At 67.5% G+C, this 25,654-nt stretch carries 25 protein-coding genes; 9 read left to right on the top strand and 16 right to left on the bottom strand.

From position 1 onward, the window contains the following. Window positions 1-91: 91 nt before the first annotated feature. On the bottom strand, window positions 92-655 hold the full coding sequence (locus WKF39_RS10890) for a class I SAM-dependent methyltransferase (RefSeq protein WP_340388258.1): 564 nt from the start codon (window positions 653-655) through the stop codon (window positions 92-94). A 491-nt stretch (window positions 656-1,146) separates the two neighbouring features. Here WKF39_RS10890 and WKF39_RS10885 point away from each other — a divergent pair, with 491 nt between their 5' ends. The 3 genes from WKF39_RS10885 to WKF39_RS10875 all read left to right on the top strand — a co-directional run bounded on the left by WKF39_RS10885 (window position 1,147) and on the right by WKF39_RS10875 (window position 4,973). Further along, window positions 1,147-2,208, top strand: coding sequence for a 3-isopropylmalate dehydrogenase (locus WKF39_RS10885; protein ID WP_340388257.1), 1,062 nt, complete (start codon window positions 1,147-1,149; stop codon window positions 2,206-2,208). Between the two features lie 40 nt (window positions 2,209-2,248). Continuing rightward, on the top strand, window positions 2,249-3,355 hold the full coding sequence (locus tag WKF39_RS10880; RefSeq protein WP_340388255.1) for a branched-chain amino acid aminotransferase: 1,107 nt from the start codon (window positions 2,249-2,251) through the stop codon (window positions 3,353-3,355). 211 nt (window positions 3,356-3,566) lie between these two features. Further along, entirely contained in the window at window positions 3,567-4,973 is a 1,407-nt protein-coding gene (locus WKF39_RS10875) for an aspartate ammonia-lyase (protein ID WP_340388253.1), read from the top strand. A 56-nt stretch (window positions 4,974-5,029) separates the two neighbouring features. On the opposite strand, the gene WKF39_RS10870 is transcribed toward WKF39_RS10875, so the two are convergent. After that, a complete protein-coding gene (locus WKF39_RS10870; RefSeq protein WP_340388251.1) occupies window positions 5,030-5,725 on the bottom strand; it encodes a hypothetical protein in 696 nt (231 codons plus the stop codon). A 194-nt stretch (window positions 5,726-5,919) separates the two neighbouring features. Here WKF39_RS10870 and cimA point away from each other — a divergent pair, with 194 nt between their 5' ends. Together cimA and WKF39_RS10860 are read left to right on the top strand one after the other, a co-directional pair. Further along, window positions 5,920-7,506 carry a citramalate synthase gene (gene cimA / locus WKF39_RS10865; protein WP_340388249.1) on the top strand — a complete coding sequence of 529 codons (1,587 nt, stop codon included), beginning with the start codon at window positions 5,920-5,922 and terminating at the stop codon, window positions 7,504-7,506. A gap of 51 nt (window positions 7,507-7,557) precedes the next feature. Then, the gene (locus tag WKF39_RS10860; protein ID WP_340388247.1) at window positions 7,558-8,310 is read left to right on the top strand and encodes a hypothetical protein; all 753 of its coding nucleotides are present in this window, start codon (window positions 7,558-7,560) and stop codon (window positions 8,308-8,310) included. 18 nt (window positions 8,311-8,328) lie between these two features. On the opposite strand, the gene WKF39_RS10855 is transcribed toward WKF39_RS10860, so the two are convergent. The 5 genes from WKF39_RS10855 to WKF39_RS10835 are packed head-to-tail and all read right to left on the bottom strand — an operon-like array spanning window position 8,329 to window position 11,693. Beyond that, window positions 8,329-8,763, bottom strand: coding sequence for a GNAT family N-acetyltransferase (locus WKF39_RS10855; protein ID WP_340388245.1), 435 nt, complete (start codon window positions 8,761-8,763; stop codon window positions 8,329-8,331). Further along, a complete protein-coding gene (locus tag WKF39_RS10850) occupies window positions 8,760-9,152 on the bottom strand; it encodes a Fur family transcriptional regulator (RefSeq protein ID WP_340388243.1) in 393 nt (130 codons plus the stop codon). The genes WKF39_RS10855 and WKF39_RS10850 overlap by 4 nt, the downstream gene beginning before the upstream one ends. A gap of 9 nt (window positions 9,153-9,161) precedes the next feature. After that, the gene (locus WKF39_RS10845) at window positions 9,162-10,010 is read right to left on the bottom strand and encodes a metal ABC transporter permease (protein WP_340388241.1); all 849 of its coding nucleotides are present in this window, start codon (window positions 10,008-10,010) and stop codon (window positions 9,162-9,164) included. Beyond that, window positions 9,994-10,743: a metal ABC transporter ATP-binding protein gene (locus tag WKF39_RS10840; protein WP_340388239.1), complete on the bottom strand. Its 750-nt coding sequence runs from the start codon at window positions 10,741-10,743 to the stop codon at window positions 9,994-9,996. The genes WKF39_RS10845 and WKF39_RS10840 overlap by 17 nt, the downstream gene beginning before the upstream one ends. 26 nt (window positions 10,744-10,769) lie before the next feature. Beyond that, complete coding sequence (locus WKF39_RS10835) at window positions 10,770-11,693, bottom strand: metal ABC transporter substrate-binding protein (protein WP_340388237.1); 924 nt, start codon at window positions 11,691-11,693, stop codon at window positions 10,770-10,772. A 145-nt stretch (window positions 11,694-11,838) separates the two neighbouring features. On the opposite strand from WKF39_RS10835, the gene ugpC reads away from it, so the two are divergent. Further along, on the top strand, window positions 11,839-12,912 hold the full coding sequence (gene ugpC / locus WKF39_RS10830) for a sn-glycerol-3-phosphate ABC transporter ATP-binding protein UgpC (RefSeq protein ID WP_340388235.1): 1,074 nt from the start codon (window positions 11,839-11,841) through the stop codon (window positions 12,910-12,912). A gap of 88 nt (window positions 12,913-13,000) precedes the next feature. On the opposite strand, the gene nagB is transcribed toward ugpC, so the two are convergent. The 7 genes from nagB to WKF39_RS10795 form a co-directional block, all read right to left on the bottom strand. Beyond that, window positions 13,001-13,771, bottom strand: coding sequence for a glucosamine-6-phosphate deaminase (gene nagB / locus WKF39_RS10825; RefSeq protein WP_340388233.1), 771 nt, complete (start codon window positions 13,769-13,771; stop codon window positions 13,001-13,003). Beyond that, the gene (locus tag WKF39_RS10820; RefSeq protein ID WP_340388231.1) at window positions 13,759-14,691 is read right to left on the bottom strand and encodes an ROK family protein; all 933 of its coding nucleotides are present in this window, start codon (window positions 14,689-14,691) and stop codon (window positions 13,759-13,761) included. Before WKF39_RS10820 ends, nagB begins: the two co-directional genes overlap by 13 nt. Further along, entirely contained in the window at window positions 14,688-16,115 is a 1,428-nt protein-coding gene (locus tag WKF39_RS10815; protein WP_340388229.1) for a glycoside hydrolase family 3 N-terminal domain-containing protein, read from the bottom strand. Before WKF39_RS10815 ends, WKF39_RS10820 begins: the two co-directional genes overlap by 4 nt. A 29-nt stretch (window positions 16,116-16,144) precedes the next feature. Further along, on the bottom strand, window positions 16,145-16,963 hold the full coding sequence (locus tag WKF39_RS10810; RefSeq protein ID WP_340388228.1) for a carbohydrate ABC transporter permease: 819 nt from the start codon (window positions 16,961-16,963) through the stop codon (window positions 16,145-16,147). Then, on the bottom strand, window positions 16,960-17,862 hold the full coding sequence (locus tag WKF39_RS10805; RefSeq protein ID WP_340388226.1) for a sugar ABC transporter permease: 903 nt from the start codon (window positions 17,860-17,862) through the stop codon (window positions 16,960-16,962). Before WKF39_RS10805 ends, WKF39_RS10810 begins: the two co-directional genes overlap by 4 nt. 91 nt (window positions 17,863-17,953) lie before the next feature. Next, window positions 17,954-19,204 carry an extracellular solute-binding protein gene (locus tag WKF39_RS10800; RefSeq protein ID WP_340388224.1) on the bottom strand — a complete coding sequence of 417 codons (1,251 nt, stop codon included), beginning with the start codon at window positions 19,202-19,204 and terminating at the stop codon, window positions 17,954-17,956. A 71-nt stretch (window positions 19,205-19,275) separates the two neighbouring features. After that, window positions 19,276-20,394 (bottom strand): ROK family transcriptional regulator, encoded by a 1,119-nt coding sequence (locus WKF39_RS10795; protein ID WP_340388222.1) that lies wholly within the window; start codon window positions 20,392-20,394, stop codon window positions 19,276-19,278. 161 nt (window positions 20,395-20,555) lie between these two features. On the opposite strand from WKF39_RS10795, the gene WKF39_RS10790 reads away from it, so the two are divergent. The 3 genes from WKF39_RS10790 to dusB all read left to right on the top strand — a co-directional run bounded on the left by WKF39_RS10790 (window position 20,556) and on the right by dusB (window position 23,781). After that, window positions 20,556-21,956 carry a glycine--tRNA ligase gene (locus WKF39_RS10790; protein ID WP_340388220.1) on the top strand — a complete coding sequence of 467 codons (1,401 nt, stop codon included), beginning with the start codon at window positions 20,556-20,558 and terminating at the stop codon, window positions 21,954-21,956. A 25-nt stretch (window positions 21,957-21,981) separates the two neighbouring features. Continuing rightward, window positions 21,982-22,569: a hypothetical protein gene (locus tag WKF39_RS10785; RefSeq protein ID WP_340388218.1), complete on the top strand. Its 588-nt coding sequence runs from the start codon at window positions 21,982-21,984 to the stop codon at window positions 22,567-22,569. 69 nt (window positions 22,570-22,638) lie between these two features. Further along, complete coding sequence (gene dusB / locus WKF39_RS10780) at window positions 22,639-23,781, top strand: tRNA dihydrouridine synthase DusB (RefSeq protein ID WP_340388216.1); 1,143 nt, start codon at window positions 22,639-22,641, stop codon at window positions 23,779-23,781. Between the two features lie 21 nt (window positions 23,782-23,802). Here the strand turns inward: dusB and WKF39_RS10775 are convergent, their stop codons facing one another. After that, complete coding sequence (locus tag WKF39_RS10775; protein ID WP_340388214.1) at window positions 23,803-25,119, bottom strand: PH domain-containing protein; 1,317 nt, start codon at window positions 25,117-25,119, stop codon at window positions 23,803-23,805. Beyond that, on the bottom strand, window positions 25,103-25,594 hold the full coding sequence (locus WKF39_RS10770) for a PH domain-containing protein (RefSeq protein ID WP_340388212.1): 492 nt from the start codon (window positions 25,592-25,594) through the stop codon (window positions 25,103-25,105). The genes WKF39_RS10775 and WKF39_RS10770 overlap by 17 nt, the downstream gene beginning before the upstream one ends. Window positions 25,595-25,654: the final 60 nt, after the last annotated feature.

Raw genomic sequence — 25,654 nt, 5'->3', positions numbered from 1 at the left:
CGCATATTTCAGAAGGCTCACACATCTTGGGGTGTGACGACTTCGAGACCGCCTGACCCAAAAGTGGGCAGGGGCCGTGGACGTATCCCGGCTAGCGGCGGGTGGCGATGATCAATGAGGCGTCGACGTCGATCAGCATCTCCACGGCGGCGAATCGGCCGTCGGTGAGCCACTGCTCGCGCACGGTGTCGACGCGCCCCTCGACGATGGGGGGCCAGAACGCGGACGGGACGAAGTCGTCGAGGACTGCGATGCCCCCCGGCTCGAGCAGGTCGGCGATGACGTCGATGCTCTCCATCACTTCGCGGACATCGACGAACAGCAGCGAGAACGGGGCATATTGCTCGAGGGTCGACCAGTCGCCGGCGATCACGTCGACGTTGTCGGTGGTCGCGAAGATCTTCTGCACGTCGCCGGCGAGGGCCGGGTCGAGCTCGGCACTGACGACGCGCGCGTCCTTGGGGGCACCGCTGGAGAGCCACGCCGAACCCACTCCGCATCCGGTGCCCAGCTCGGCCAACGTGCCCGTGCGGGACGCAGCCAGTGAGGCCAGGAGGCGGCCCGTCTCGTTGCGGATCGACGTGATGAATCCGCGCTGACGAGAGAGGTCGAGAGTGCTCGAGACGAGCTCGGGGACTTCAGCGGGTGCACTCACCCGGCCAGTCTGTCACGAGCCGAGGGCTGCTCCATGCCGCGCCCGAACACGACACATCGTGAGACAGGCGGCGAAATCACCGCGGTTGGGCACCCCCCGGGCGTATGGTGTCCAGACCATGCGGAAGCAGCTCGTAGTAATCGCTTGCCGCGGCAGGGCCTCTTAGGGCTACACCCTGCCGCGGAGTTTCGGCGTTGGCCCGCCGTTTCGCCGCAGGGTTGTCGATCATGATCTGATCGCACGCTTTCGTACTCTCCTCGGATGATCTCCGGACATGTGTCTGGCGAAACGGCGGACGACCGTCGGACCCGCCACCGTCCACCACCGAAGGAGAAGTCATGGAACCCCAGCTGATGGAGTGGGGCCCCGCGCACCTGCGCGATGAGGCGTCCGCACCCGAGTTCGAGCTCGTCGACCGCCCCGACGACAACTGACCGCATACTGAGACGCAGGTTTCACATCCTGAGACGTCGACCCGTAGAATGAGACTCATGACCCGCTCCTTCTCCCTTGCCGTGGTGCCTGGTGACGGCATCGGACCCGAAGTGACCGCTCAGGCGCTCAAGGTCCTCAACTTGGTCGCCGCCGACCACGACGCCGCTTTTGCCAGCACCGAGTACGACCTCGGGGCCAAGCGATGGCACGCCACGGGTGAGACCTTGCCCGACTCGGTGCTGGGGGAGATCCGTGGCCACGACGCGATCCTGCTCGGCGCCGTGGGCGATCCGAGTGTCCCGTCCGGGGTGCTCGAGCGCGGCCTGCTGCTCAAGCTCCGATTCGCCCTGGACCACTACGTCAACCTCCGCCCCTCCAGGCTGTTCCCGGGCGTGGCCACGCCGTTGGCCGAGCCCGGCGAGATCGACTTCGTCGTCGTGCGCGAAGGCACCGAGGGCCCATACGTCGGCAACGGCGGTGCGATCCGGGTGGGCACGCCGCACGAGCTCGCGACCGAGGTGAGCATCAACACCGCCTACGGGGTCGAGCGGGTCGTCCGTGACGCCTTCGCCCGCGCCCAGGCGCGCCCTCGCAAGAAGCTGACCCTGGTCCACAAGAACAACGTCCTGGTCCACGCTGGCCACCTCTGGACACGCACGGTCGACGCCGTGGCCACTGAGTTCCCTGACGTCGCGGTCGACTATCTGCACGTCGACGCCGCGACGATCTTCCTCGTCACGGACCCGGCCCGCTTCGACGTCATCGTGACCGACAACCTGTTCGGCGACATCCTCACGGATCTGGCTGCGGCCATCACTGGCGGCATCGGTCTCGCCGCCAGCGGAAACGTCAACCCCGACCGAACCGCGCCCAGCATGTTCGAGCCCGTGCACGGTTCGGCACCCGACATCGCGGGCCAGGGCAAGGCCGACCCCACGGCGGCGATCCTGTCAGGCGCGCTGCTGCTCGAGCACCTCGGCCTGACCGAGGCCTCGACCCGGATCAGCTCCGCCGTCGAGGACGACATCGCCGTGCGCGGCACCTCTCCCCGCAGCACCGAGGAGGTGGGAGAGGCCATCGCTTCACGTGTGGCCGAGGGCGTAGCGGTCGGTTCCTGACCGCTTACCTTTGACCTGAGAAAGTACTAACGTGATTACTATGACTTCCAAGCAATTCGCGTGCAGCTTCGAGCAGAATCCTGCCGCGAGGACCGCCGAGCAGCGCGACGCCATCTTGGCGGATCCCGGTTTCGGCAACCACTTCACCGATCACATGTTCCTGGCTGAGTGGACGCCCGACACCGGATGGGCCGACGCGAGAGTCGTTCCCTATGGACCGCTCATGCTCGACCCGGCGACTGCCGTGCTGCACTACGCGCAGGAGATCTTCGAGGGCCTCAAGGCATACGTCCACGAGGACGGCTCGGTCTGGCTGTTCCGCCCCGAGGCCAACGCCGCGCGGATGCAGCGCTCTGCGCGCCGGCTCGCCCTCCCCGAGCTCCCGGTCGAGTGGTTCCTCGGCTCGGTCGACGCTGTGATCCAGGCCGATCGTGCCTGGGTCCCGGCCGGTGGGGAGAAGAGCCTCTATCTGCGTCCGTTCATGTTCGCCTCAGAGGTGTTCTTGGGGGTTCGCCCGAGTCAGCACGTGACCTTCTCGGTCATCGCCTCGCCGGCAGGTGCCTATTTTGCCGGCGGCGTCGAGGCGGTCTCGATCTGGCTGTCAACGGAGTATTCGCGCGCCGGAGCGGGCGGCACCGGCGCGGCGAAGTGTGGCGGCAACTACGCCGCCAGCCTGCTCCCGCAGCAGGAGGCCACCGAGCACGGATGCGCCCAGGTGGCGTTCCTGGACTCCACCGAACACACGTGGGTCGAAGAGCTGGGCGGCATGAACCTCTACTTCGTCCAGTCCGACGGCTCGATCGTCACACCCGAGCTGTCGGGCTCGATCCTCGAAGGTGTCACCCGCGACTCGATCATGGCGATAGCCCGCGATCTCGGCCACGAGGTCGTCGAGCGCCGGGTGAGCATCGATGAGTGGCGCTCCGGGACCCAGGACGGCACGATCACCGAGGTGTTCGCGTGCGGCACAGCCGCCGTCGTGACCCCCATCGCCTCGCTCAAGTGGGCGGGCGGCGAGGCCGTCAGCGGCGATGGTGAGACTGGCAAGGTCACGACCGACATACGCTCCGCACTGGTCGACATCCAGTATGGTCGGGCGGCCGACCGGCATGACTGGATGCGGCGCGTGGGGCGCGTGGCTCGCTAGCGCTCGCCACTCCAGCGACTGCGTCGCTGCCGTGCTTCGCACGGGCGCCTCCTCGCTCCGCTCGGCCTTGGTTGCTCTTGGGAGCGGGGATCGCAGCGGGTCGCGCGCTGTACTGGCCGGTACAGTCATGTCGCCTGCACCTGAGCGCCGGAGTGCTCTAAGGTCGGCCTGTGGGGCCCAATGACGTGCCCCGCGACCTGGAGGATTTCTGATGACCATTGCCACGCGCTCCGAGCACGATCTGATCGGCGACCGTGATGTCCCACTCGATGCCTACTGGGGTGTGCACACGCTCCGCGCCCTCGAGAACTTCCCCATCACCGGCATCCCCATCGGAACGAGTCCATTCCTCGTCGAGGCGCTGGCTGCGGTCAAGGAGGCCGCCGCTTCGGCCAATCATGATCTCGGTTTGCTCGATGACGAGCGCTTCCATGCCATCCGTGCTGCCTGCGAGGAGATCCGGGCCGGTGAGCTGCGCGACGAGTTCGTCGTCGATGTCATGCAGGGAGGTGCCGGCACCTCCACGAACATGAATGCCAACGAGGTCATCGCCAACCGGGCGCTCGAGCTGATGGGGCACAAGAAGGGCGACTACCACGTCGTCCATCCCAATGAGCACGTCAACTTGTGCCAATCGACCAACGACGTCTATCCGACCGCGGTCAAGATCGCGATCATCCTCGCGACGCACTCGCTCCTCGACGCGATGCAGGTGCTCGAGACCTCCTTCGCGGCCAAGGCCGACGAGTTCCACGACGTGCTCAAGATGGGTCGCACGCAGTTGCAGGACGCCGTGCCGATGACCCTGGGGCAGGAGTTTCGGACATACTCGCTGATGATCGGCGAGGACCGCAGCCGGTTGTCCGAGGCGGTCCTCCTGCTCCACGAGATCAATCTCGGCGCGACGGCGATCGGCACGCAGCTCAACGCCCCGGCCGGCTACGTGCCCGCGGCCTGTGAGCACCTGTCGCGGCTCACCGGGTTGCCGCTGGAGGTCGCGGTCGACCTGATCGAGGCGACGCAGGACTGTGGTGCGTTCGTACAGCTCTCGGGCACCCTCAAACGCGTCGCGGTCAAGCTGTCCAAGATCTGCAACGACCTGCGCCTGCTGTCATCGGGGCCCAGAGCCGGGTTCAACGAGATCAACCTGCCTGCTGTCCAGGCCGGCTCGAGCATCATGCCGGGCAAGGTCAATCCGGTGATCCCCGAGGTCGTCAACCAGGTCGCGTTCCAGGTCATCGGGCACGACATGACGGTCACGATGGCGGCCGAGGGAGGCCAGCTGCAGCTCAATGCGTTCGAGCCTGTCATCTGCTATTCGTTGTCGGCCGGCATATCCCGGTTGCGCGAGGCGATCCTCGTCCTGGCCACGCGCTGCGTCGACGGCATCACGGCGAATGTCGAGCTGCTCCGTAGCGAGGTCGAGAACTCGATCGGCCTCGTGACGGCGCTCAATCCGTACATCGGCTACGCCGCCGCGACCGACGTCGCGCAGGAAGCGCTGGCGACTGGCCGTGGTGTTGCCGAGATCGTCCTCGAGCGTGGCCTGCTGCCGCCCGACAAGCTCGAGGCCATCCTGCGCCCGGAGACACTCGCCAACCTGGCCCCCAGGGCGTAGGCCCGAGGGCGGCTAGCCGCTGGTCCTCGCCGCCCGTCAGCCAGATGGCCCAGGGGTCAGGGGGCGAAGAGGGACGCGGCGGGGTCGCCGTCGAGGGTGACGATGAGCAGGTTGGGGGCTGCGTCGTATGCCACGTCGACCTCGATCAGCCGGTCCCGCGGCGTGGATGCGGCCTCGGCATCGCCGAGCCCGTACGCGATGTCGCGAAGCGTCACGGTGGCGCGCCCGACCGGGTCTTTGGCGGGCCACTCGGCAAGAAGGCGGTGCACGAACCCGGCGAGGACCGCGCTGAACATCGGGTGTGCGGACTCATCGACTCCCGCGACGACGATCTCGGGCAATCCGAACGAGGCCAGACCGACCGTGCTGAGGCGCCCGGCGGACAGCTCGCCGTAGCTGACGGTGTACCACTGGGTGGCGTGCGCGAGCGAGACCTCGTCGGAGCGTTGCTCGACGATGCGCGGGACGCTCAGGTCGATCACGACCCCATCCTGCTCCTCAGCGAGGAGCAAGGCATCGATCCGGGCATCACGTGTCACGAACGCGACGTTCTCGAGCGGAGCCTGGCGCAGGATCAGCCGTTGGTGCGGGCGTGACCGCAATCGACGCAGCGCGAACTCGGAGGATCCGTAGTGCTGCAGCAGCTCGGGGGAAGGGGGCGGGATCAGGTCCTCGGCGTCGAGCGGCTGCGCGGTCATGACGGCATACATGACGCTCGGCTCCACGTCGAGTGGGACGGGTCTGGCGGTCATAGGTCGATCAGTCTAGACTGAGCCGCATGCAGAGCATCTCGATCATTATCGACAAGCGCGCCGGGCACTGACCAAACTCCCCGACGCGCTGCCTCCCATGACATGGGGGGCATTTTTTGTGTCAGGACAGTTGTTGCCCGACCGGGATGCCGACCAGGACGAAGGACAGACCAGTGGATGCAGGACACCAGAGCGTGAGTGACTTTCATGTCTACGACACGACGATGCGCGACGGCGCCCAGCAAGAGGGGCTGAACCTCTCGGTGCAGGACAAGATGCACATCGCCCGACACCTGGACGATCTCGGCGTCGGCTACATCGAGGGCGGCTGGCCCGGCTCCAATCCCAAGGACACCGAATTCTTCGCGCTGGCGGCCAAGGAGCTCGACCTCGAGCACGCGACCCTCGCCGCATTCGGCGCCACTCGGCGAGCCGGGGTCAAAGCATCAGAGGATCCGCTGATCCAGGCCCTGCGCGACTCAGGTGCCTCCGTCGTGACGCTCGTCGCCAAGAGCCACGACCGGCACGTCACCGAAGCGCTGCGGACGACGCTCGAAGAAAACCTCGCGATGGTTCGTGACACCGTGAGCTACCTCCGCCAGGAGGGGCAGCGGGTGTTCGTCGATCTCGAGCACTTCTTCGACGGCTACCGAGCCAACCGGGACTACGCGCTCGAGGTCGTACGCGCCGCGGGTGACGCGGGCGCCGAGGTCGTCGTGCTGTGCGACACCAACGGTGGGATGCTCCCGCACTGGGTGACCGAGATCGTCACCGATGTCGCCCGGACCGGCGTACGCCTCGGCATCCACGCCCACAACGACACCGGATGCGCGGTCGCGAACTCGATGGCCGCGGTCCGGGCCGGTGTGACGCACCTCCAGGGCTGCATCAACGGCTACGGCGAGCGCACGGGCAACGCCGACCTGATCACCTGTGTCGCCAACCTCGAGCTCAAGCTGGGCACTCCCGCACTGCCCGAGGGCAGGCTCGCGGACGCATCGCGGATCTCCCACGCGATCGCCGAGATCACCAACTACCCGCCGTCCGCGCGGCAGCCCTACACGGGGGTCTCGGCGTTCGCCCACAAGGCCGGGCTGCATGCCAGTGCGATCCGGGTGGACCCCAATCTCTATCAACACATCGACCCGGCCCTGGTCGGCAACGACATGCGGCTCCTGGTCTCCGAGATGGCCGGCCGGGCAACGATCGAGCTCAAGGGCAAGGAGCTGGGCTTCGACCTGGCACATGACCCGGAGCGCCTCGCGCGGGTCACGGACCGGGTCAAGGCGATGGAGCAGACCGGCTACACGTTCGAGGCCGCCGATGCGTCGTTCGAGCTGTTGCTGGCCGAGGAGATGGATGGGCAGCGCCCGTCCTACGTCGACGTCGAGTCGTGGCGCGTCCTGGCGGAGTCGGCGCGCGGCGATGATGCTGTCGCCGAGGCCACGGTCAAGCTCACCGCCGGGGGAGTACGACTGGCCGTGATCGGGGAGGGCAACGGTCCGGTCAACGCACTCGATCACGCCTTGCGGCAGGCGATCGAGCAGGTCTATCCCGACGTCGCTCGATTCCATCTGATCGACTTCCGCGTGCGCATCCTCGACCAGGGTCACGGCACCGATGCCATCACCCGGGTCCTGATCGAGACCTCGGACGGCAAGGACTCCTGGGTCACGGTCGGTGTCGGAGCCAACATCATCGAGGCCTCGTGGGAGGCGCTCGTGGACGCGCTGACGTATGGCCTGCGCCGCCACGGCATCGCTCCGCACATCAACGGTTGACCATTTCGGTTTGACCCGGCCCTGTGCCACTGCGACGGTATGAGGGTGAATGTGCGGGCCCGAAGGGTCGTGATCGCGCTTCCGGTGATCCTCACATTGCTGATCGCATTGGTCATCGGCGGCCTCATCACGCTCCAGAATCAGCGGCAGTCGCAGCAGGTCGGCGAGGCCGACGCCGTGGCTCAGGACTATCTGGCCGATGTCGAGACGTTCCGCTCCGGGGTCGTCGATCGGATCTCGAGGAGCAAGCAGACGGACCCCGGTGCGCTCAGGCGGATCGTCGACAAGGCCATCGCGCGACCTCCCAAGCTCGCGGACGCGCCGGCATACGGGCGCCAGAACTCCTCGACATACGCGGAGGCGGCACAGACCCAGGCGACAGTCCTCGGGTCGTTCAAGCGGCTGAGCTCGACCCTCCGTCGAGCAGACACCGCGCTGGGCTTCATCGTGGCTGCGCGCAAGGTGCTCACACTCCGGGCCACGGACTACCTCGGCTTCGGCCTCATCACCAGCAGCTCGCCGGTCCGCTCTGAGCTGATCCCCGCGTTCGTGGAGGCCCGTGACGAGTTCGCCCGGGTTCCGGTGCCCAAGGGCAAGGAGGAGCTGGCTGCGATGGTGCTCGACGCCGCCCAGTACGTCATCGACCAGGCCACGGTCCTGGCGCAACGGGTCGAGAGTCGCCAGAGCTTCGCGTTCAGCTATCAGGAGCAGTTCCAGAGGGCCGCGGATGCCGTGAGCGACTTTGGAACACAGGTCAAGGGCGACATCGCCGAGGCGATCAATGCTGTCACCGCAGACTCATGAGCTGATGACGCCCCAGGATCAGCGACCAGCCGTCCGCGACATGGGTGTGTGCACGATGCCGGCCTCGAGGTAGTCGTCCCCGGAGCGGACATAGCCGAACGACTCGTACCATCGCTCGAGGTATGCCTGGGCGTTGAGCTGCAGGTCGCCGTCGCCCCAGAGCCGGTTGATCTCGGCCATGAGACGCCCTGAGAGTCCCTTGCCGCGCTGGTCCTTGCGCGTGCACACCCGACCGACGTGGCGGGTGCCGTCGCTGCCGACGTAGACCCGGAGATAGCTCGTCGGCCCCTCGGTGTCCTCGAGCCACAGGTGTGTCGTCGTCGCCAGCAGATCGCGGCCGTCGACCTCCTCCTCGTCGACCTGTTGCTCGACCGCAAAGACCGCGTCGCGGATCTTCCAGATGTCGTAGACGTCCTGCGCCGTCAGCTGGTCGCCGGCCAACGTACGAATCATCGTGGCGCGCAGGTGTTGCAGGTGCCGAAGATCTCCAGGGTGTGGGCGACGTCCTGGAAGCCGTTCTCCTCGGCGATCTTGTCGGCCCATCGCTCGACCGTGGGACCCTCGACCTCGACGGTACGTCCGCAGGACCGGCACACCAGGTGGTGGTGATGACCGGCGCTGCACTGTCGGTAGAGGACCTCGCCCTCGTCGTTGCGCAGGGCGTCGACCTCGGCGGCATCGGTCAACCCCTGCAGGCTGCGGTAGACCGTGGACAGCCCCACGGACTCGCCGCGCTGCTTGAGGATGTCGTGGATCTCCTGTGCGCTGGCGAACCCGTCGAGATCCGCGAGGATCGCGACGACGGCGCGGCGCTGGCGGGTGTTGCGGGGGGCTTCGACCATGGGTCCTCCTCAGAGCGAATCTACTGGACGGCGTCGAGACCGGGTTCGGGTGAGGACGGCGCCGATGAGCGACGCGACCGCGAACACCGCGAGGGCCAAGATGACGATCGTCGGTCCGGGTGCCGTGTCGATCTCGTAGCTCCCGAACAGGCCGCCGACGGCCGCAAACAGGCCGATGCCCATGGCAGCCAGGTGGGTCGTGCGGAAGCTGCGGGTCAGCTGCTGGGAGGCCGCGACGGGCACGACCATCAGCGCGGACACCAGGAGTAGACCGACCGTCTGCATCGCGACCGTGATCGTGACGGCCGCGAGCACGGCGATCAGGATGCTGTAGGCCCGGACGGGGACGCCGCTGACCTTGGCGTGCTCCTCGTCCTGGCAGACCGCGAACAGCTGGGGGGAGAGGCCGAGCGAGACGACGACCACGACTAGTCCGAGGACACCGACGAGGACGAGGTCACCGGTGCCGACCGTCGTGATGGCGCCGAACAGGAAGGCGTTAAGCGAGGCGGCGCTCTCGCCGGCGAGGTTGGTCAGCAGGACACCGCCGGCGATACCCCCATAGAACAGCATCGCGAGGGCCACGTCTGCGCTCGTCCGGCCGTACATCCGCAGCAGCTCGATCAGGACGGCACCCAGTGCCGCGACCACGATCGCGGTGAGCGTGGGGGCGATGTTGGCGAGGAGGCCCAGTGCGACGCCGGTCAGCGCGACGTGCCCGAGCCCGTCGCCCAGCAGTGCGAGGCGTCGCTGCACCAGGAACGTGCCGACGGCCGGGGCCGCCAGCCCCGTGAAGATCGCGGCCGCCAAGGCGTACCGCATGAATTCGAACTGCAGGGCCTCAAACAACCTGGTCACGCCCCACCGGGTTGCCGCTGAATCCGTCTGACTTCTCCGGCCGGCTGCTGTGGTGGTGCACGTGGACGTGCTCGGCGTCGCGGATCGCCACGACGTCGCCGTCGTACGTCACCTCACCGCGTTCGAGGACGACGGCGCGGTCGATGAGCGGGCGCAACGGGCCGAGCTCGTGCGCGACGAGGAGCACGGAAGTTCCCTCGCCGACGAGGGTCGCCAGCAGGTCGGCCAGCGTCTCCTGGTTGTCGTGGTCGACGCCGGCGATGGGCTCGTCCATGATCAGCAGCTCGGCCTCGGTAGCCAGGGCGCGCGCTATGAGGGCGCGCTGTTGCTGCCCGCCGGACATCTCGCTGACGGACGAGCGGGCCCGGTCCGACAGGCCGACCTTGGCGATCGCGGCGTCCACCGCGGCGATGTCGGCCTTGGTGCGCCATCCGGCGACCCGGCGCCGGGCCAGGCGTCCGCTCATGACGATCTCCTGCATCGTCGCGGGGACACCCGCGACGGCACGGGAGCGTTGTGGGACGTAGCCGAGACGCGAACGGTCCTTGAACTGGCGGAGCGGTGTGCCGAACAGCTCGACGGTGCCGGCGCTCGTCGGGACGAGGCCGATCGCGGCGCGAACGAGCGTGGACTTGCCTGAGCCGTTGGCGCCGAGCAGGGTCACGAACTCACCGGCCGACACGTCGAGGTCGACCTGCCGCAAGACAGGTCGACCGTCGAGAGCCACGGTCATGCCGCGGACTTTAAGGGGGTGCTCCGTCATGAACAGCTGTTGGCCTTCTCCAGGGTCGTGAGGTTCTTCTCCATGAGCGTCAGGTAGTTCTCGCTCGAGGTGTCGTTGGAGAGTCCTTCAATGGGGTCGAGCGTAGCGGTCATCGCCCCGGCCTCCTTCGCGATGGTGTCGGCGATCGCGGGGCTCACGAGCTCTTCGGTGAAGATCGTCGTGATGCCTTCCTTGCGGACGAGCTGCGTGATGTCACCGAGCTGTGCCGGGGAGGGCTCGTTGGTCGGGTCGATGCCTGCGATTGGCACCTGCGTCAGGTCGTACCTCTTCGCCATGTATTGGAACGCGGCGTGGCTCGTGACGATGGTCCGGCGCTCGCAGGTCTTCAGGCCAGCGGCGAACGACGTGTCGAGAGTCTCGAGCTGGGCAACGAGCCTGTCGGTGTTGGCCCGGTACGTCGACGAGTGCTCGGGGTCGACCTTCGACAGCTTCGCCGACAGGTCCTCGGCCATGAGCACCATGTTGGTCGGGTCGAGCCACGTGTGCGGGTCTTCGTCGCCCTCCTCGCCCTCGTGCCCGCCTTCCTCCTGCGCGCCGGCCTGCGCAGGCAGCGCGTTGAGCACGGTGTCGGCGTCAACGGTGCTGTCCTTCGGCCGGTCGGCCTGGTCGACGGCCTCGTCCACGGCCGCCTGGAAGTGCTTCTCGTAGACCACCAGGTCAGCCTCCTGCACCGCGGCGACCTGTTTGGGCTTGAGCTCGAGGTCGTGCGGCTCGGCGCCGGGGGACGTGAGGTTGTCGACGTCGACGAAGGAGCCCCCGACCTGCTCGGCGACGTACGCGAAGGGGTAGAACGACGCGACCACGCGGGGCTTGTCGTTGTCCTTCGCGGCGGTGCTGCCACACGCGGCAAGGAGGGCGACGAGCGGTAGGACGGCGAGCAGGGCCGGGAACTTCTTCATGACAATGATTCTCAAGTAATTGGGAATCATTGTCAACTCGAGTCCACCGCTACAGCGTGATGTGGATCACGCTACGATGACGGGGCACGTCCACCCATCACTCGGATCGTCCGGCACGTACCTGCCGGTGAAGGGAAATATCTGCATGTCATCTGTCACGTTCGACAAAGCCACTCGAGTCTTCTCGGGTCAGGACCGCCCAGCGGTCAATCAGCTCGACCTCCACGTGGAGGACGGTGAGTTCCTCGTCCTGGTCGGCCCGTCCGGCTGCGGCAAGTCCACCTCCCTGCGGATGCTCGCCGGCCTCGAGGAGGTCGACGGGGGTCGCCTCCTGATCGGCGACGAGGATGTCACCGATCTGCCGCCCAAGGCACGCGACATCGCGATGGTGTTCCAGAACTATGCGCTCTACCCGCACATGACGGTCGCCGAGAACATGGGCTTCGCCCTCAAGATCGCTGGTGCGAGCAAGTCCGACATCAACGAGCGGGTCTCTGAGGCTGCCGCGATGCTCGACATCGTCGACTACCTGGAACGCAAGCCCAAGGCCCTGTCCGGCGGGCAGCGCCAACGGGTCGCCATGGGCCGAGCGATCGTACGCTCGCCGCGGGTGTTCCTGATGGACGAACCCCTGTCGAACCTGGACGCCAAGCTGCGGGTGCAGACCCGCACCCAGATCGCGCAGCTGCAGCGCAGACTCGGCACGACCACGGTCTATGTCACGCATGACCAGATCGAGGCCATGACGATGGGTGATCGGGTCGCGGTCCTCAAGGACGGCGTGCTTCAGCAGTGCGCCGCTCCCCGCGAGATGTATGACCGGCCGGCCAATTTGTTCGTCGCCGGATTCATGGGGTCGCCGAGCATGAACCTGATGGAGCTGCCGGTGACGGACGGGGGAGTGCGCTTCGGTGACCTCGTGGTGCCCGTGTCCCGCGACACCCTTGCCGACGCCGATGCGACCGTGACCCTCGGGATCCGCCCGGAGAACCTCGAGGTTGCCGAGACCGGGCTTCGGCTTGAGGTCGACGTCGTGGAGGAGCTCGGCGCGGACGCCTACGTCTACGGCCGGGCAGATGTGTGTGGCACCGAGCAGACGATCGTCGCGCGGGTGGACTGGCGCAATCCGCCGGCCAAGGGCGAGGCGGTCAACCTCGCGCCGGTTGATCCGGCTGGGGTTCACGTGTTCGCGACCGAGTCGGGCCGACGGCTGAGCTGATTGCCCGGAGCAGGATTTGCCCGGACCAGGAGCGCAGTGTGACCGACCCGGGGTGGATGCGGTCACACTGCGCTGACTGGGGTCCTGCTCAGAACTGCTGCCACTCGGGCTTGCTGCTCCACGTTTCACGGTAGTAGTCCGAGAGTTGCAGCATCGTTGCGGCGGCCTCGTCGACCACGACGGTTGCGCGGGGATGCATCTGGAGGACCGAAGCGGGACAGAACGCGCTGACCGGTCCCTCTGCGGCCGCCGCGACGGCCCGGGCCTTTGTCTCACCCGTGGCGATCAGCACCAGGTGTCCGGCTTCGAGGATCGTGCCCAGCCCCTGCGTGACGACGTGGTGCGGCACGTCGTCGACGGAGTCGAAGAACCGGGCATTGTCCTCGCGGGTCTGGCGGGTCAGCGTCTTCACGCGAGTGCGGGACGCGAGCGACGAGCCGGGCTCGTTGAAACCGAGGTGCCCGTCCGTCCCGATGCCGAGCAGCTGGACGTCGACACCGCCCGATTCGGCGATGGCCGCCTCGTATCGGGCGGCCATCTCAGGGATGTTCGTGGCTTCACCGTCGGGTCCGTCCACGCGATCGAGGTCGACATGATCGGTCAGCTCCCGGCGGATGACCGAGTCGTACGACTCGTGGTGCGCGCGTGGCAGGCCGACATATTCGTCGAGCAGGAATGCGCGGCAGCCGGACAGGCTCAGGGACTCCTCGCGGTGACGTCGGATCAGCTCCTGATAGGCCGGCAGTGGCGAGGATCCCGTTGCGAGGCCGAGCACCGCCCCTGCCCGCACGTGTTGCCCGACGATGTCGGCGACCAGGATGCCGGCGGCGGCCCGGTCCTCGACGATCACGACCTCCACGGTCCGACCCCCTCATCTGCGGCACCCAGCAGCGCGGCACCCAGCGCCCCCGCCGGATGCCCGGCTGGCAACCACCGTACGCGCTCGGAGATGCCGGCGAGCCGGCCGAGTGAGGTGCTCTCGTCCTTGCCGAGCTGGGCGAGGATCGCCTCGCGGAGGGCCGGCGTCGCCGACACGACCCCGCCCGTCACCAGGACACACGACACGTCGAGGCCGTACGCCAACAGGCTGATCGCCTGGGCGATGCCGGAGATGAGCTCGTCGCGGATCCGCGCGGCATCCGGATCGCCGGTGTCCGCCGCGTCGAACAGCTCGGCAGCCGTGCCGGGCCACTGGCGCCGAACCCCGCTGCCCGAGGCGTAGAGCTCGAGGCAGCCGCGCCGCCCGCAGGGGCAGATGGGACCCGTCGGATCGTGGACGAGGTGGCCGATCTCACCGGCCATCCCGCGCGAGCCGTGGCGCAGGCGACCGTTCAGCAGCAGACCGGCGGCGAGACCCGTCCCCACGTTGAGCAGGGCGAGGTCATCGACACCCGAGCCCTGCTCCCGGAGCCACTGCAATCCACCGAGGGTCGCGGCCTTGACGTCGTTCTCGACCGTCACCGTCACCCCGCCTGTGCGTGCCGACAGGGCAGCTGCGAGGTCGAGGGGATCACCGTCGAGGCCGAGGTTGACTGCGTGGGTCACCGCACCGGCATGGACGATGCCCGGGACCCCCAGTCCGATGCTGATGATCTCGGCATCCGGGGGCAGCCGGACCAGCAGTGCCTCGACCATCTCCGCGGTACCGTCGACGACGCCCTCGGCGCCCTTGCGGGTCGGGTGGGTCAGCTCCGCGATGAGAGTGTTGGGCTCGTCTGCGGCGACGCCGATCCCGTGGATCGTCGTGCCACCGATGTCGAGCCCCAGCCGAGTCTTCATCGGTCTCCTCGCATCGCTGCGGCGAGTGCGTCGGTCAACACCGCTGCCGATCCGTAGGTGCGGACCACTCGATCGTGTGCCGTGAGTGCGGGGTCGGGCCAGCCGAGCTCGATCAGGGTCGTGAGGGGGTTGGTGCTGAGCTGACGCTCGATCCACGCCCAGACCTCCGGCACTGCAGTCGCGCGACGCACCACGACGGCGACCTCACCCGGGTGGACGGGGGTGCTCGACACGTCAGCGGCGATCAGGTCGACAGTGCCACCGCCGAGGTCGAGCACGCCCCACGCTGTGTCGCCGACCGCGAGGTTCGTGCCGGTGTCGATCCGGATGACCTTCGCGGGCCCGTCGAACCGCGGAGCGGCGGCCACCAGCCCGGCCGCGGCTCGCACCGAAGCCAGGCGGGCATCGGCGATCACGCCCGAACCGCCGGGCCGAGGACTGAGCGCACTCCAGGTGTCCCGCAAGGCGGCGACGCTCGTGGCGGCCTCGGTCAGGCGGTCCAACGACAGATCACCGGACCCGACTGCACGGCATACGGCGTCGACCACCTCGTGGATGGCGTGGGGCTCTGCGGACTCCTCCGGACCGAGGCACAGCAGGTCGGCCCCGGCCGCGAGCGACATGACCGCGGCGCCACCGACCCCGTGGATCGCGCTCGCGCCGGCCATGTCGAGGGCGTCCGTCACGATCACCCCGTCGAACCCGAGCTCATCCCGCAGCAGCCCGGTCAGGACGGGATGACTCAGGGTTGCGGGCTGCTGGTCGTCGAACGCATCCAGCAGCACGTGCGAGGTCATGACGGTCGCGGCTGCGACGGCGAACGGCACCAGCTCCCGGGCTCGGAGCACATCCGTGGTGACGGTGACCCGGGGGAGGCCGAGGTGCGAGTCCGTGCTGGTGTCGCCGTGACCAGGGAAGTGCTTGACCGAAGCCGCGATCCCCTGCGAGGCCAGTCCGGCGACGAAGGCCGCTGTGTGCCTCGCGACGAGGGCGGGATCGGCGCCGAAGCTCCGGGTCCCGATCACGGGATTGTGCGGATTGCTGTTGATGTCGGCGCTGGGCGCGAGGTCCAGCCAGACGCCAGCCTGCGCCAGCTCGGCGCCGATCCCGGCGGCGACCGCGTGGGTCAGCTCGATGTCGTCGCAGACCCCGAGGGCGGCGTTGCCGAGGTAGGGGCTGCCGGTTCGGGAGTGGAGGCGGGTCACGTCCCCACCCTCCTCGTCGAGGGCCAGCACAGCGGTCGGATCGACCGCCCGCACGCGCCGAGCGAGTCCGGCGATGTCGCCAGAAGGCGGGATGTTGTTGCCATAAAGGCAGATGCCCGCGAGGCCGTCGGCATACGCCGGGGCGAGCCAGGCCGGCACCACGGGCCCGGAGAACGCGCCGAGGATGACCGCGTGCGCAAGCCGTCGGAGCTCGGTCATGCCGTCATCATTCGTTCGCTGGCGCTCGGTCATCCCTTCACCGCCCCGGACACCATGCCGGAAGTCATCCGGTTCTGCACGATCATGAACAAGATGATGACCGGCGTTGCCACCATCGTGGCCCCGGCCATCACGGCTGGCCAGTCGACGGCCTCGTTGGAGACATCGGTCAGGCCCTTGAGCCACAGGGGCAACGTACGGTTGGACGGGTCCATGACGACGACGGCGAGGGTGTACTCGTTCCACGCCTGGAGGAAGCCATAGACGCCGCTCGCGACGAGACCCGGCGCCAGCAGCGGGAACGTGATCGTGAAGAACGCGCGTGTGCGGCTGCACCCGTCGGTCATCGCTGCTTCCTCGAGGTCGATCGGGATGCCGTCGACGAAACCGCGCAGCATCCACACCGTGAAGGGCAGGATCAAGGCGGTGTAGAGCAGACCGAGGCCGACGACGCTGTTCAGCAGGCCCCACTCGCTGAGCATGTTGTACTGGGAGATGAACAGCGCCTCCGGTGGGATCATCTGCACCGCCAGGACCGTGAAGATGAACGACTTCCGCCCGCGAAACCGGAACCGCGAGATCGCGACGGCGGCCACGAACCCGCACAGCGCCGCGGCAACGATCGCCAGCAGGGTCACGGTCAGGCTGAGCTTGAGCGAGTCGACGAACGACTCGTCGAAGACCCGGCTGAACCCCGCGGCACTGAAGTCCGGGAGGAAGGACGGGTCTGGCGAGCGCAGCGCCTCGACCGGTTGGAACGCGCTGTTGACGATCCAGTAGACCGGGAAGGCCCAGATGATGGCCAGCACGACGGCGATCGCGCCCCATGCGCGTGCTCGGGTGTTCACCGGGACTCCTCCTTGAGCAGGGACCGCACGTAGCGGAAGGTCAGCACGAGCGTCAGGGCCAGGACGAACATGGCCATCGCCGACGCGGCGCCGTAGTCGTTCTGGCCGATGCCGAGCGAGTAGATGTAGGTGCCCAGCAGGTGGGTCTCGCTCGGGGTCCCGCCGGCGTTCTGCAGGAAGTTGATCTGGGCGAACACCCGCAGGTCCCAGACGATCTGCAGCAGCGCCACGATGGTCAGGATGGGCCGGATCGTGGGATAGATGATGTGACGGAAGCGTTGGATTGCCGTCGCCCCGTCGAGGTGGCTTGCCTCGAGGGTCTCCTCGGAGACCTGGCTCAGCGCTGCGTATGCCGTGAAGGCGACGAACGGCACGCTCATCCAGATCACGATGACGCCTGCGACGAAGAAGAACGAGAGCGGCTCGATGAGCCAGTTGTGGTCGTCGAAGTCGGACAGCCCGACTTTGGTCAGGAGCCAGTTGACCAGGCCGTACCGGGTGTCGAACAACCACTGCCACGCGGTCATCGCAGCGATGACCGGCATGGCCCACGCCAGCAGCATGCTGATCTGGAGGGTCAGCCGCGGCACGGTCGACACTGCCTTCATCAGCACCGCGAACGCGGTGCCGAGCACCATCGTGATCGAGGCGCAGACAGCGCAAAAGGCCAGCGAGCGAGAGATGACGGCCCACATCGTGCGGTCCGTCACGAGCTCGCGGTAGTTGTCGAGGCCGATGAATGGCGCCGGCTGTCCGAACTGCTGAGCACGACCGAACTCCTGGAATGACAGGATCAGCTGCCGGCCCAGCGGATAGGCCATGCCGACGACGAGCACCAGGATGGTCGGGACCAGCAGGCCGTAGGTGCCGGCCCGGTGTGTCAAGCGGGTGCTGCTCATGGTCTCCCTCCCTCCGATTGTCAGCCCAGCACCGTGAGCCTGGGGTTCCCGCGCTTGGTCGGCACAGGGAGCCCCAGGCTCACGGGTGGGGCTACTTGTTGAGTGCGTCGTTCAGCTTGGCGTCAGTTGCCTTGGCCGTCGCCTCGACGTCCTCGCCGCTGGCGATCTTGCCGAAGAACTCCTCCATCAGGCTGGCGCTCTCGACCGAGGCCCACTCCGGAGACGCGGGGGTCAGCTTGGAGCTGCCCGCCGCGGCGATCGCCGACTTGGCGAACTCGTCATCGCCCATCAACGAGGTGAACTCGTCGTTGGCCGGGCCGAGGCCGTTCTTGGCGAGCTGCTGCTGGTATTCATCGCTGTAGATCAGCTTGAGCAGCTTGAACGACAGATCCTGGTTCTTCGACTTCGCCGAGATGCCGAGGTTCGATCCGCCGGCGAACACGGGGGCCGCGCCGCCGTCGACACCCGGGAGCGCGAAGCCGCCGAGGTCCTTGGCCAGCTTCTCCTCGACACTGAAGCGCGCCCAGCTCGGCGCCATGAACATCGCTGCCTCACCATTGTTGAAAGCCGTCCACGGCTCAGCGTCCTTGCCGTCCTTGGGGGCCGTGGTGGCCTTCTCGAACAGACCCTGCAGCTCGGTCAGGCCCTTGATGCTCTCGGGGGAGGACAGCGTGCCGACCCAGTTGTCGCCGTCCTGCTTGGCGATGTCGCCGCCGTTGGCGAAGATCCAGCTGATGCCGTTGCGCCAGTCCTGACCCGGGAGCCAGAATCCGGAGTACTTCGAGCCGCCATCTGCCTTGAGCTGTGCGGCCGCCTTGGCGAAATCGTCCAGCGTCGTCGGGACTGCGATGCCGGCATCCTTGAACGCCTTCTTGCTGTAGAAGATGTAGCGCGATCCCCAGTAGTAGGGGACGGCCGAAACCTTGCCGTCGAACGTACCGGCCTCGACGAAGCTCTTGGGCCCGATGTCGTCACCGAGCTGGTCGAGCTTGTCGGTGAGATCTGTGAACGCCCCGACACTCGTGAATGTCGCGGCCTGGGTGTTGCCCACCTCGACGACGTCAGGTGTCTTGTCGCTCTGCAGTGCGGTGTTCAGGCGCGGGATCAGGTCGCCCCAGTCGATGTGCTGGACCTTGAGGGTCTTGCCCTCGTTCTGGGCGGCGAACTCCTTGACGAGCCAGTCCTCCACCTTCTTGGGGGTGTCCTCCTTGCCGGCGAGCCACAGGGTGAGGGTGTCGGAACCACCCTCGGCATCGTTGTCGCTGCTGCCACCGCAGGCAGCGAGTGCGGTCAGGGCGAGGGCGGATGCCGCCGCCACCGCCGCGATCTTGGTGAGCTTCATGGATTTCCTCTTCTCGGATGGTGCGTGGGTCAGTCAGGCAGATGTGCGTTGGTCAAGGCTGTGGCGGCAGGTCAGACCACCCCTAGCTCTCGGTAACGCACCAGCGCTGCCGCGCCTGTGAGCACGAGCTCGTCGCTCAGTGGGGCCAGGCGAACCTGGACGCGTTGGGCGACGAAAGGAAGGGTCTGTCGAGCGAGTGCGTTGCGCACGGAGTCCAGGAGCGCGCCTTCGAGGAGCTCGGCCGGACCGTAGAGAACGACATCGGCAATGCCGAGCGTCGTCACGACCGGCGTGAGCACGGAGCCGAGCTTGGACCCGACGTCGGCGCGGGCGGCGTCGGTCTCGAGGAGGCGGAGCGCCGGTGCGGCGAGGAAGGTCTCGAGGCAACCGCGGTTGCCGCAGTTGCACTGGCGGCCTTCGGGATCGACCACGACATGGCCGATCTCGCCGGAGGACTGCAGGGGACCGGCGAGAGCCCGGCCGTCGATCAGCACACCACCGCCGACACCTTGGCCGATCGTCACCAGCAGGAGTCCGCCGTCGTCCCCAGACCCGAATGCACTCTCGGCGACCGCAGCCACATTCGCGTCATTGCCGGCATGAACCGGCAGGTCGATCGCGGCGGCGAGCTCGCCCGCGAGGTCGAAGTCCTCCCACCCGAGGTTGGGGGCGAGCACCACGGTCCCGGACGCATCGACGATGCCGGGAGTCCCGATGCCGACGCCGAGGATGCGTCGCGGCGTGGCGTCACGCAGGCGACTCGCGAGATCCGAGATCACGGAGAAGTCGTCACCACGGCGGAACGCCACCTGCTCGCGCACGAGGATGCGACCGACGAGGTCCACGACACCCCCGGCGAGCTGTCCGTCTGCGGACAGGTCGAGGGCGATCGTGACCGGGGCCGTGGGAGAGATGCCGACTAGGGTCGCGGGCTTGCCCATGTGGGTGCCCGGCCGCGTGCCCAGCTCGTCGAGGAAACCCTCGGCGATCAGCTCGGCGACCAGATCGGAGATCGTGACCCTCGTCAAGGCGGTCTCCCGAGCGAGATCGGCGCGGCTCCGCGCACCGCCGTCGACGAGCTGCTGGAGGATCAGCGCACGGTGGTGGCGGCGGGTGTCCGAGGGACGTACCTTGCCCACGGGACGACGACCGGCCGTGCTGCGGGAGGGAGCCTCTTTGATCTGGGTCACATAGTTAATAAAGCGTACTAACAAAGTCTGGGTCAAGGGTTTCGGCCGAAAAATGCCTCCACGTTCGGTTCAGTGCCCGGTTCGGAGCGTGAGCGACCCAACGACTAAAGTGGGGGACTGCTCGGGCAGACCCGCCGACATCCAGCCGGATTGGAACACCCATGGCATCGACCGTCGACAACGTCATCAGTCTCAGCAAGCGCCGAGGCTTCGTCTACCAGTGTGGCGAGATCTACGGCGGGACGAAGTCCGCCTGGGATTACGGCCCGCTCGGAGTCGAGCTGAAGGACAACATCAAGCGCCAGTGGTGGCGCTCGATGGTCCAGGGCCGCGACGACGTCGTCGGCCTCGACTCGTCGGTCATCCTCCCGACGTCGGTGTGGAGCGCCTCGGGCCACCTGGCCGCCTTCGTCGATCCCTTGATCGAGTGCCTCAGCTGTCACCACCGGTTCAGGCAGGACCACCTCCAGGAGGAGTACGCGGAGAAGAAGGCCAAGAAGGATGGGCAGAGTGTCGATCCCGACACCGTCGCGATGGACCTGATCGCGTGCTCGCACTGCGGCACGCGTGGGCAGTGGACCGAGCCTCGGATGTTCAACGGGCTGCTGAAGACCTATCTCGGTCCGGTCGAGTCCGCCGAGGGGCTCCACTACCTCCGGCCGGAGACCGCGCAGGGCATCTTCGTCAACTTCGGCCAGGTCATGACGACAGCGCGCAAGAAGCCGCCGTTCGGGATCGGTCAGATCGGCAAGAGCTTCCGCAACGAGATCACGCCGGGCAACTTCATCTTCCGCACCCGCGAGTTCGAGCAGATGGAGATGGAGTTCTTCGTCAAGCCGGGCACGGACGAACAGTGGCACGAGACCTGGATCAAGGAGCGCTTCGACTGGTACGTCGGACTGGGCATCGATCCGGACAACCTGCGTCTCTACGAGCACGCGCAGGAGAAGCTGTCGCACTACTCCAAGCGCACCGTCGACATCGAGTACCGGTTCGAGTTCGCCGGCTCGACGTGGGGTGAGCTCGAGGGCATCGCCAACCGTACGGACTTCGACCTGAAGACACACAGCGAGCACTCCGGCAAGGATCTGACCTACTTCGACCAGCCCAACAACGAGCGCTGGACGCCCTACGTCATCGAGCCTGCCGCCGGTGTCAACCGGTCGATGATGGCCTTCCTGATCGATGCGTACGTCGAGGAGGAGGTGCCAAACGCCAAGGGCGGCACCGACACACGAACCGTCCTCAAGCTCGACCCGCGCCTGGCCCCGGTCAAGGCCGCGGTGCTGCCGCTGTCGCGCAACGAGAGCCTCTCGCCCAAGGCAAGGGCACTGGCCGCAGAGCTGCGGGGGTTCTGGAACGTCGAGTTCGACGATGCGCAGGCCATCGGCAAGCGCTATCGCCGCCAGGACGAGATCGGCACGCCCTTCTGCATCACGGTCGACTTCGAGACCCTCGACGACCACGCCGTCACGATCCGCGAACGCGACTCGATGACGCAGGAGCGCATAGCCCTCGACCAGGTGCAGCCGTGGCTCGCGGCGCGTCTGCCGGGTTGCTGATCCGGTCGTGGGTGACAATCGGCGCGTGAAGAGTTCGGGATCGGTCGCGGCTGCTGCCGTGATGGCCCTTGCGCTCGTGGCCGGCTGTGGGTCGTCCGAGCCGGACAAGAAGTCGGACTCCGTGCCAGTGCCCAAGGGCTTCGAGGTGCCTGAGGGAGTGACCCTCACCAAGGGTGGCGCGAAGCTGATGGAGGACTCGTCGGCCAGTGTGGTCTATCAGGTCGCCGACAAGGCGGCCAGCGCCATCACCGTGACGGTCACCTCGGTCCGCAAGGGGTCGATCAAGAAGGACTTCAAGTTCTTCTCCCTCGACGCCGCAACCAAGGCGGCGACCCCGTTCTATGTCGACGTCGCGGTCAAGAACGAGGGCCCGGCAGGGCTCGGCGGTGCGGCACTGCCGATCTTCGCCCACGACTCGAGCAACACGAATCTGCCGGCCAACGACATCGTCGGGTCGTTCAAGCCGTGCCGCAACGCGACGCTCCCCGAGAGCTTCCTCCCCGGCGCCAACGCGAAGCTGTGCCTGGTCTTCCTCGTCCCGAAGGGCAAGGCCCTGCAATCGGTCGATCTCCAGACCGGCTCGACCAAGGACGCCATCACCTGGAGCCCGTAGGGCCTTTCAGCCTCAGTAGACACTGACTCACCGCCCCGGCGGGTGTGGGGTGAATGGGACAATGGGCCCATGTCCACTGCCACGTTGCCGCGCACGCTTCGGCTCGGGAACCTCGAGGTGCCCAATCCGGTCGTGCTCGCCCCGATGGCCGGAGTGACCAATGCGGCATTCCGACAGCTCTGCGCCGAGCAGGGTGCCGGGCTCTATGTCTGCGAGATGATCACGTCGCGCGGAATCGTTGAAGGTGACCGGACGAGCCTGGCGATGTTGACGTTCGCCGCCAACGAGACGTACCGCTCGGTGCAGCTCTACGGCATCGACCCCGAGACGATCGGGCGTGCCGTGGAGATCCTCTGCGCCGATCACGGCGTCGACCACGTCGACCTCAACTTCGGCTGCCCTGTCCCCAAGGTGACCCGCAAGGGCGGGGGAGCGGCGCTGCCGTGGAAGGACACGTTGCTGGGAGAGATCCTCGCTGCCGCGGTCACGGCTGCCGGGCCCTACCGCGTCCCGGTGACGATCAAGACGCGCAAGGGCATCGATGACGATCACCTGACCTTCCTCGACGCGGGCCGGATCGCCCAGGACACGGGGTGTGCTGCGATCGCGCTGCACGGTCGCACGGCCGTCCAGCACTACTCCGGCCGGGCCGACTGGGACGCGATCGCCGAGCTCAAGGCCTCGGTCGACATCCCGGTGCTCGGCAACGGCGACATCTGGGAGGCGGCAGACGCGATCCGTATGGTCGAGCAGACCGGTTGTGACGGTGTCGTCGTCGGCCGCGGTTGCCTGGGTCGCCCCTGGCTGTTCCGTGACCTCGCCGCGGCGTTCGCCGGCAAGCAGGTCGTGGAGCTCCCAGCCCTCGGCGAGGTGGCAGCGGTCATGCGCAGGCACGCCGAGCTGCTCGGTGATCTCATGGGCGAGGACCGGGGCTGCATCGAGTTCCGCAAACACATCGCCTGGTACCTCAAGGGCTTCGCCGCCGGCAAGGACGTACGTAGCAGCCTGGGAATGGTGTCCTCTTATGCGGCCCTCGACGAGCTGCTGGCCCGGCTCGATCCCGATGAGCCCTATCCCGTCGCCGAGCTCGGGACCCCTCGCGGTCGACAGGGGACGCCCAAGAAGGTTTCCGTCCCGGACGGTTGGCTGGATTCGCGCGATGTGGTGTCGCCGATGGATCCGCTGGCCGAGGACGCGACGTCCGGGGGCTGATCTGGAACACGCCGCCGAGCTCTAGGTGCGAGCTGTGCGGGCGCGTTGGAGCTGTGCCAGCGCGATCCTGCGGGCATCCTGCTCGTCGAGGTTGCGGCCATCTGCATCGACCGGACCCTGCGGGGTGTGCACCTCGATCGTCGCGAGGCGGCGCCTTCGCTGCAGCGGTCCCTGCGTCAGCTCGACGGACTGGGTCTTGTGGTGCGGCACGATGTCGGTGGTCCGCTCGACCCAACCCTCGCGGGCCACGAACGTACGCTCATCGGCGCCGACCCATCGATAGCGCCAGCCGATGGGGGCGAAAAGCCGTGAGCGTCGCGGGGCTTGCGTACGGGACACGGACTCGAACGCCGAGCCGGGGATCAGCTCGGCGATGATCGCCGCCGCCAACGGGCCGTCCGCGATCGGCAGCAGGGTGGACGAGGAGTCGGTGTCGGTCTCGCCTGCGCTGGCTGCATAGCCGGCGATGTCGACCTCGAGCCGTTGCCAGCCGAAGCGTCGCCACACATAGGGCTCCTTGACGGCGATGCCTTGCACCCGAGCGAATGGGATCGTCTGAGACGTGCGCGACAGCAGACCGCGCTCGATCCGCAGGCCACCTTCGCCGCGGGAAAGCGTGAAGTCCCACTGCTGCAGCACGCGCTTGCCGACGATCTGCACGAGCCACGATCCCAGCGGGACGATGCCACCGAGCAGGACGATGACCTGCCCGAACCAGATCGCGCCGACCAACAGCCCGAGGGAGCCGAGCGCGGCGAATGCGAAGTCGAGCGACAGGACCGTGCCGATGATGACCCGCTTCGGGGGGACGACCGCGATGACGGTGCGGCGCTCCGGGGCGTGCGAATCTGCCTGCTGGTCACCGTCGGACCGTGCCAGCAGCACCCGGCGCAGCTCGCCGGCGCCGGCGAGGGGGAGGAAGTGCAGAGCCGTCCGGGAGTCCTTGCCACCGGCCATCTCGATCCGCAGCTCGGCGAGGCCGAAGAGACGGGCGATGAGCGGCTCGGCGATGTCGACCGACTGGATGCGTTCGTAGGGGATCCGTCGCGATGACTTCGTGATGACACCGCTGTTGATGCGCAGCTCGGCGCCATCGATGACATATCGCGTGAAGAGCCAGCTGAGGAAACCGACTCCCATGCCGAGCACCAGGCCGCCGCCCAAGGCGATGAGCAGGCTGAGCAGCGGGCTGAGGTCACCCCACCCGTCGCCGGAGAACACCGAGCTCACCAGACCGACGGAGGCGGCAGCGGCCCATCGAGCACCTTGGACGACTGCGGTCAGGGGATGGGTGCGCTGACCCACGACCTCGGACGATGAGTCAGAGTCCGGCGCCATGGGCCTCTCCGAGCTCGGTCAGCCGGTTGCGCAGCCGGGTTGCCTCGGCCGCGGGCAGTCCCGGTATGTCGGCCGCGGTCTCGGCGCTCGCGGTGTGCAGCGTCACGGTCGCGACGCCGAAGGCCCGGTCGAGCGGGCCGGCCTCCACATCCACGAACTGCATGCGGCCGTAGGGGATCGCGACGAGTCGCTTGAACATCACCCCACTCGTCACCAGCAGGTCGTCGTCGTTCTCGGCATATCCCCAGCTTCGCTGGTTGCGTCCGGCCCAGAACCAGCCCCACCCGGCAAGCGCGAGCGCCAGCACCACGGCAATCGCGCCGATCCACCGCAGGTCGGAGAGCAGGATCAGGAGCGCCACTCCGGCGATGAGAATCACCGATGTCGGCACGAGGATCAGGATGCGGCGGACCGTGGCGAGCTGGGGTGACACCCGCTGCCAGGTGCCGACCGGCGGGTTGAAGAGTTCGTCCACATCGGTGACCCTACGCCGGGGCGCCCGCCCCTCACCCGTGAGGCGGGCGCTCGACCTCGC

The organism is Aeromicrobium sp., assembly GCF_037719875.1.
Taxonomy (GTDB): Bacteria; Actinomycetota; Actinomycetes; order Propionibacteriales; family Nocardioidaceae; genus Aeromicrobium.
The sequence above is the reverse complement of the archived record's forward strand: the minus strand, read 5'-3'. Positions and strand labels throughout refer to the sequence as shown.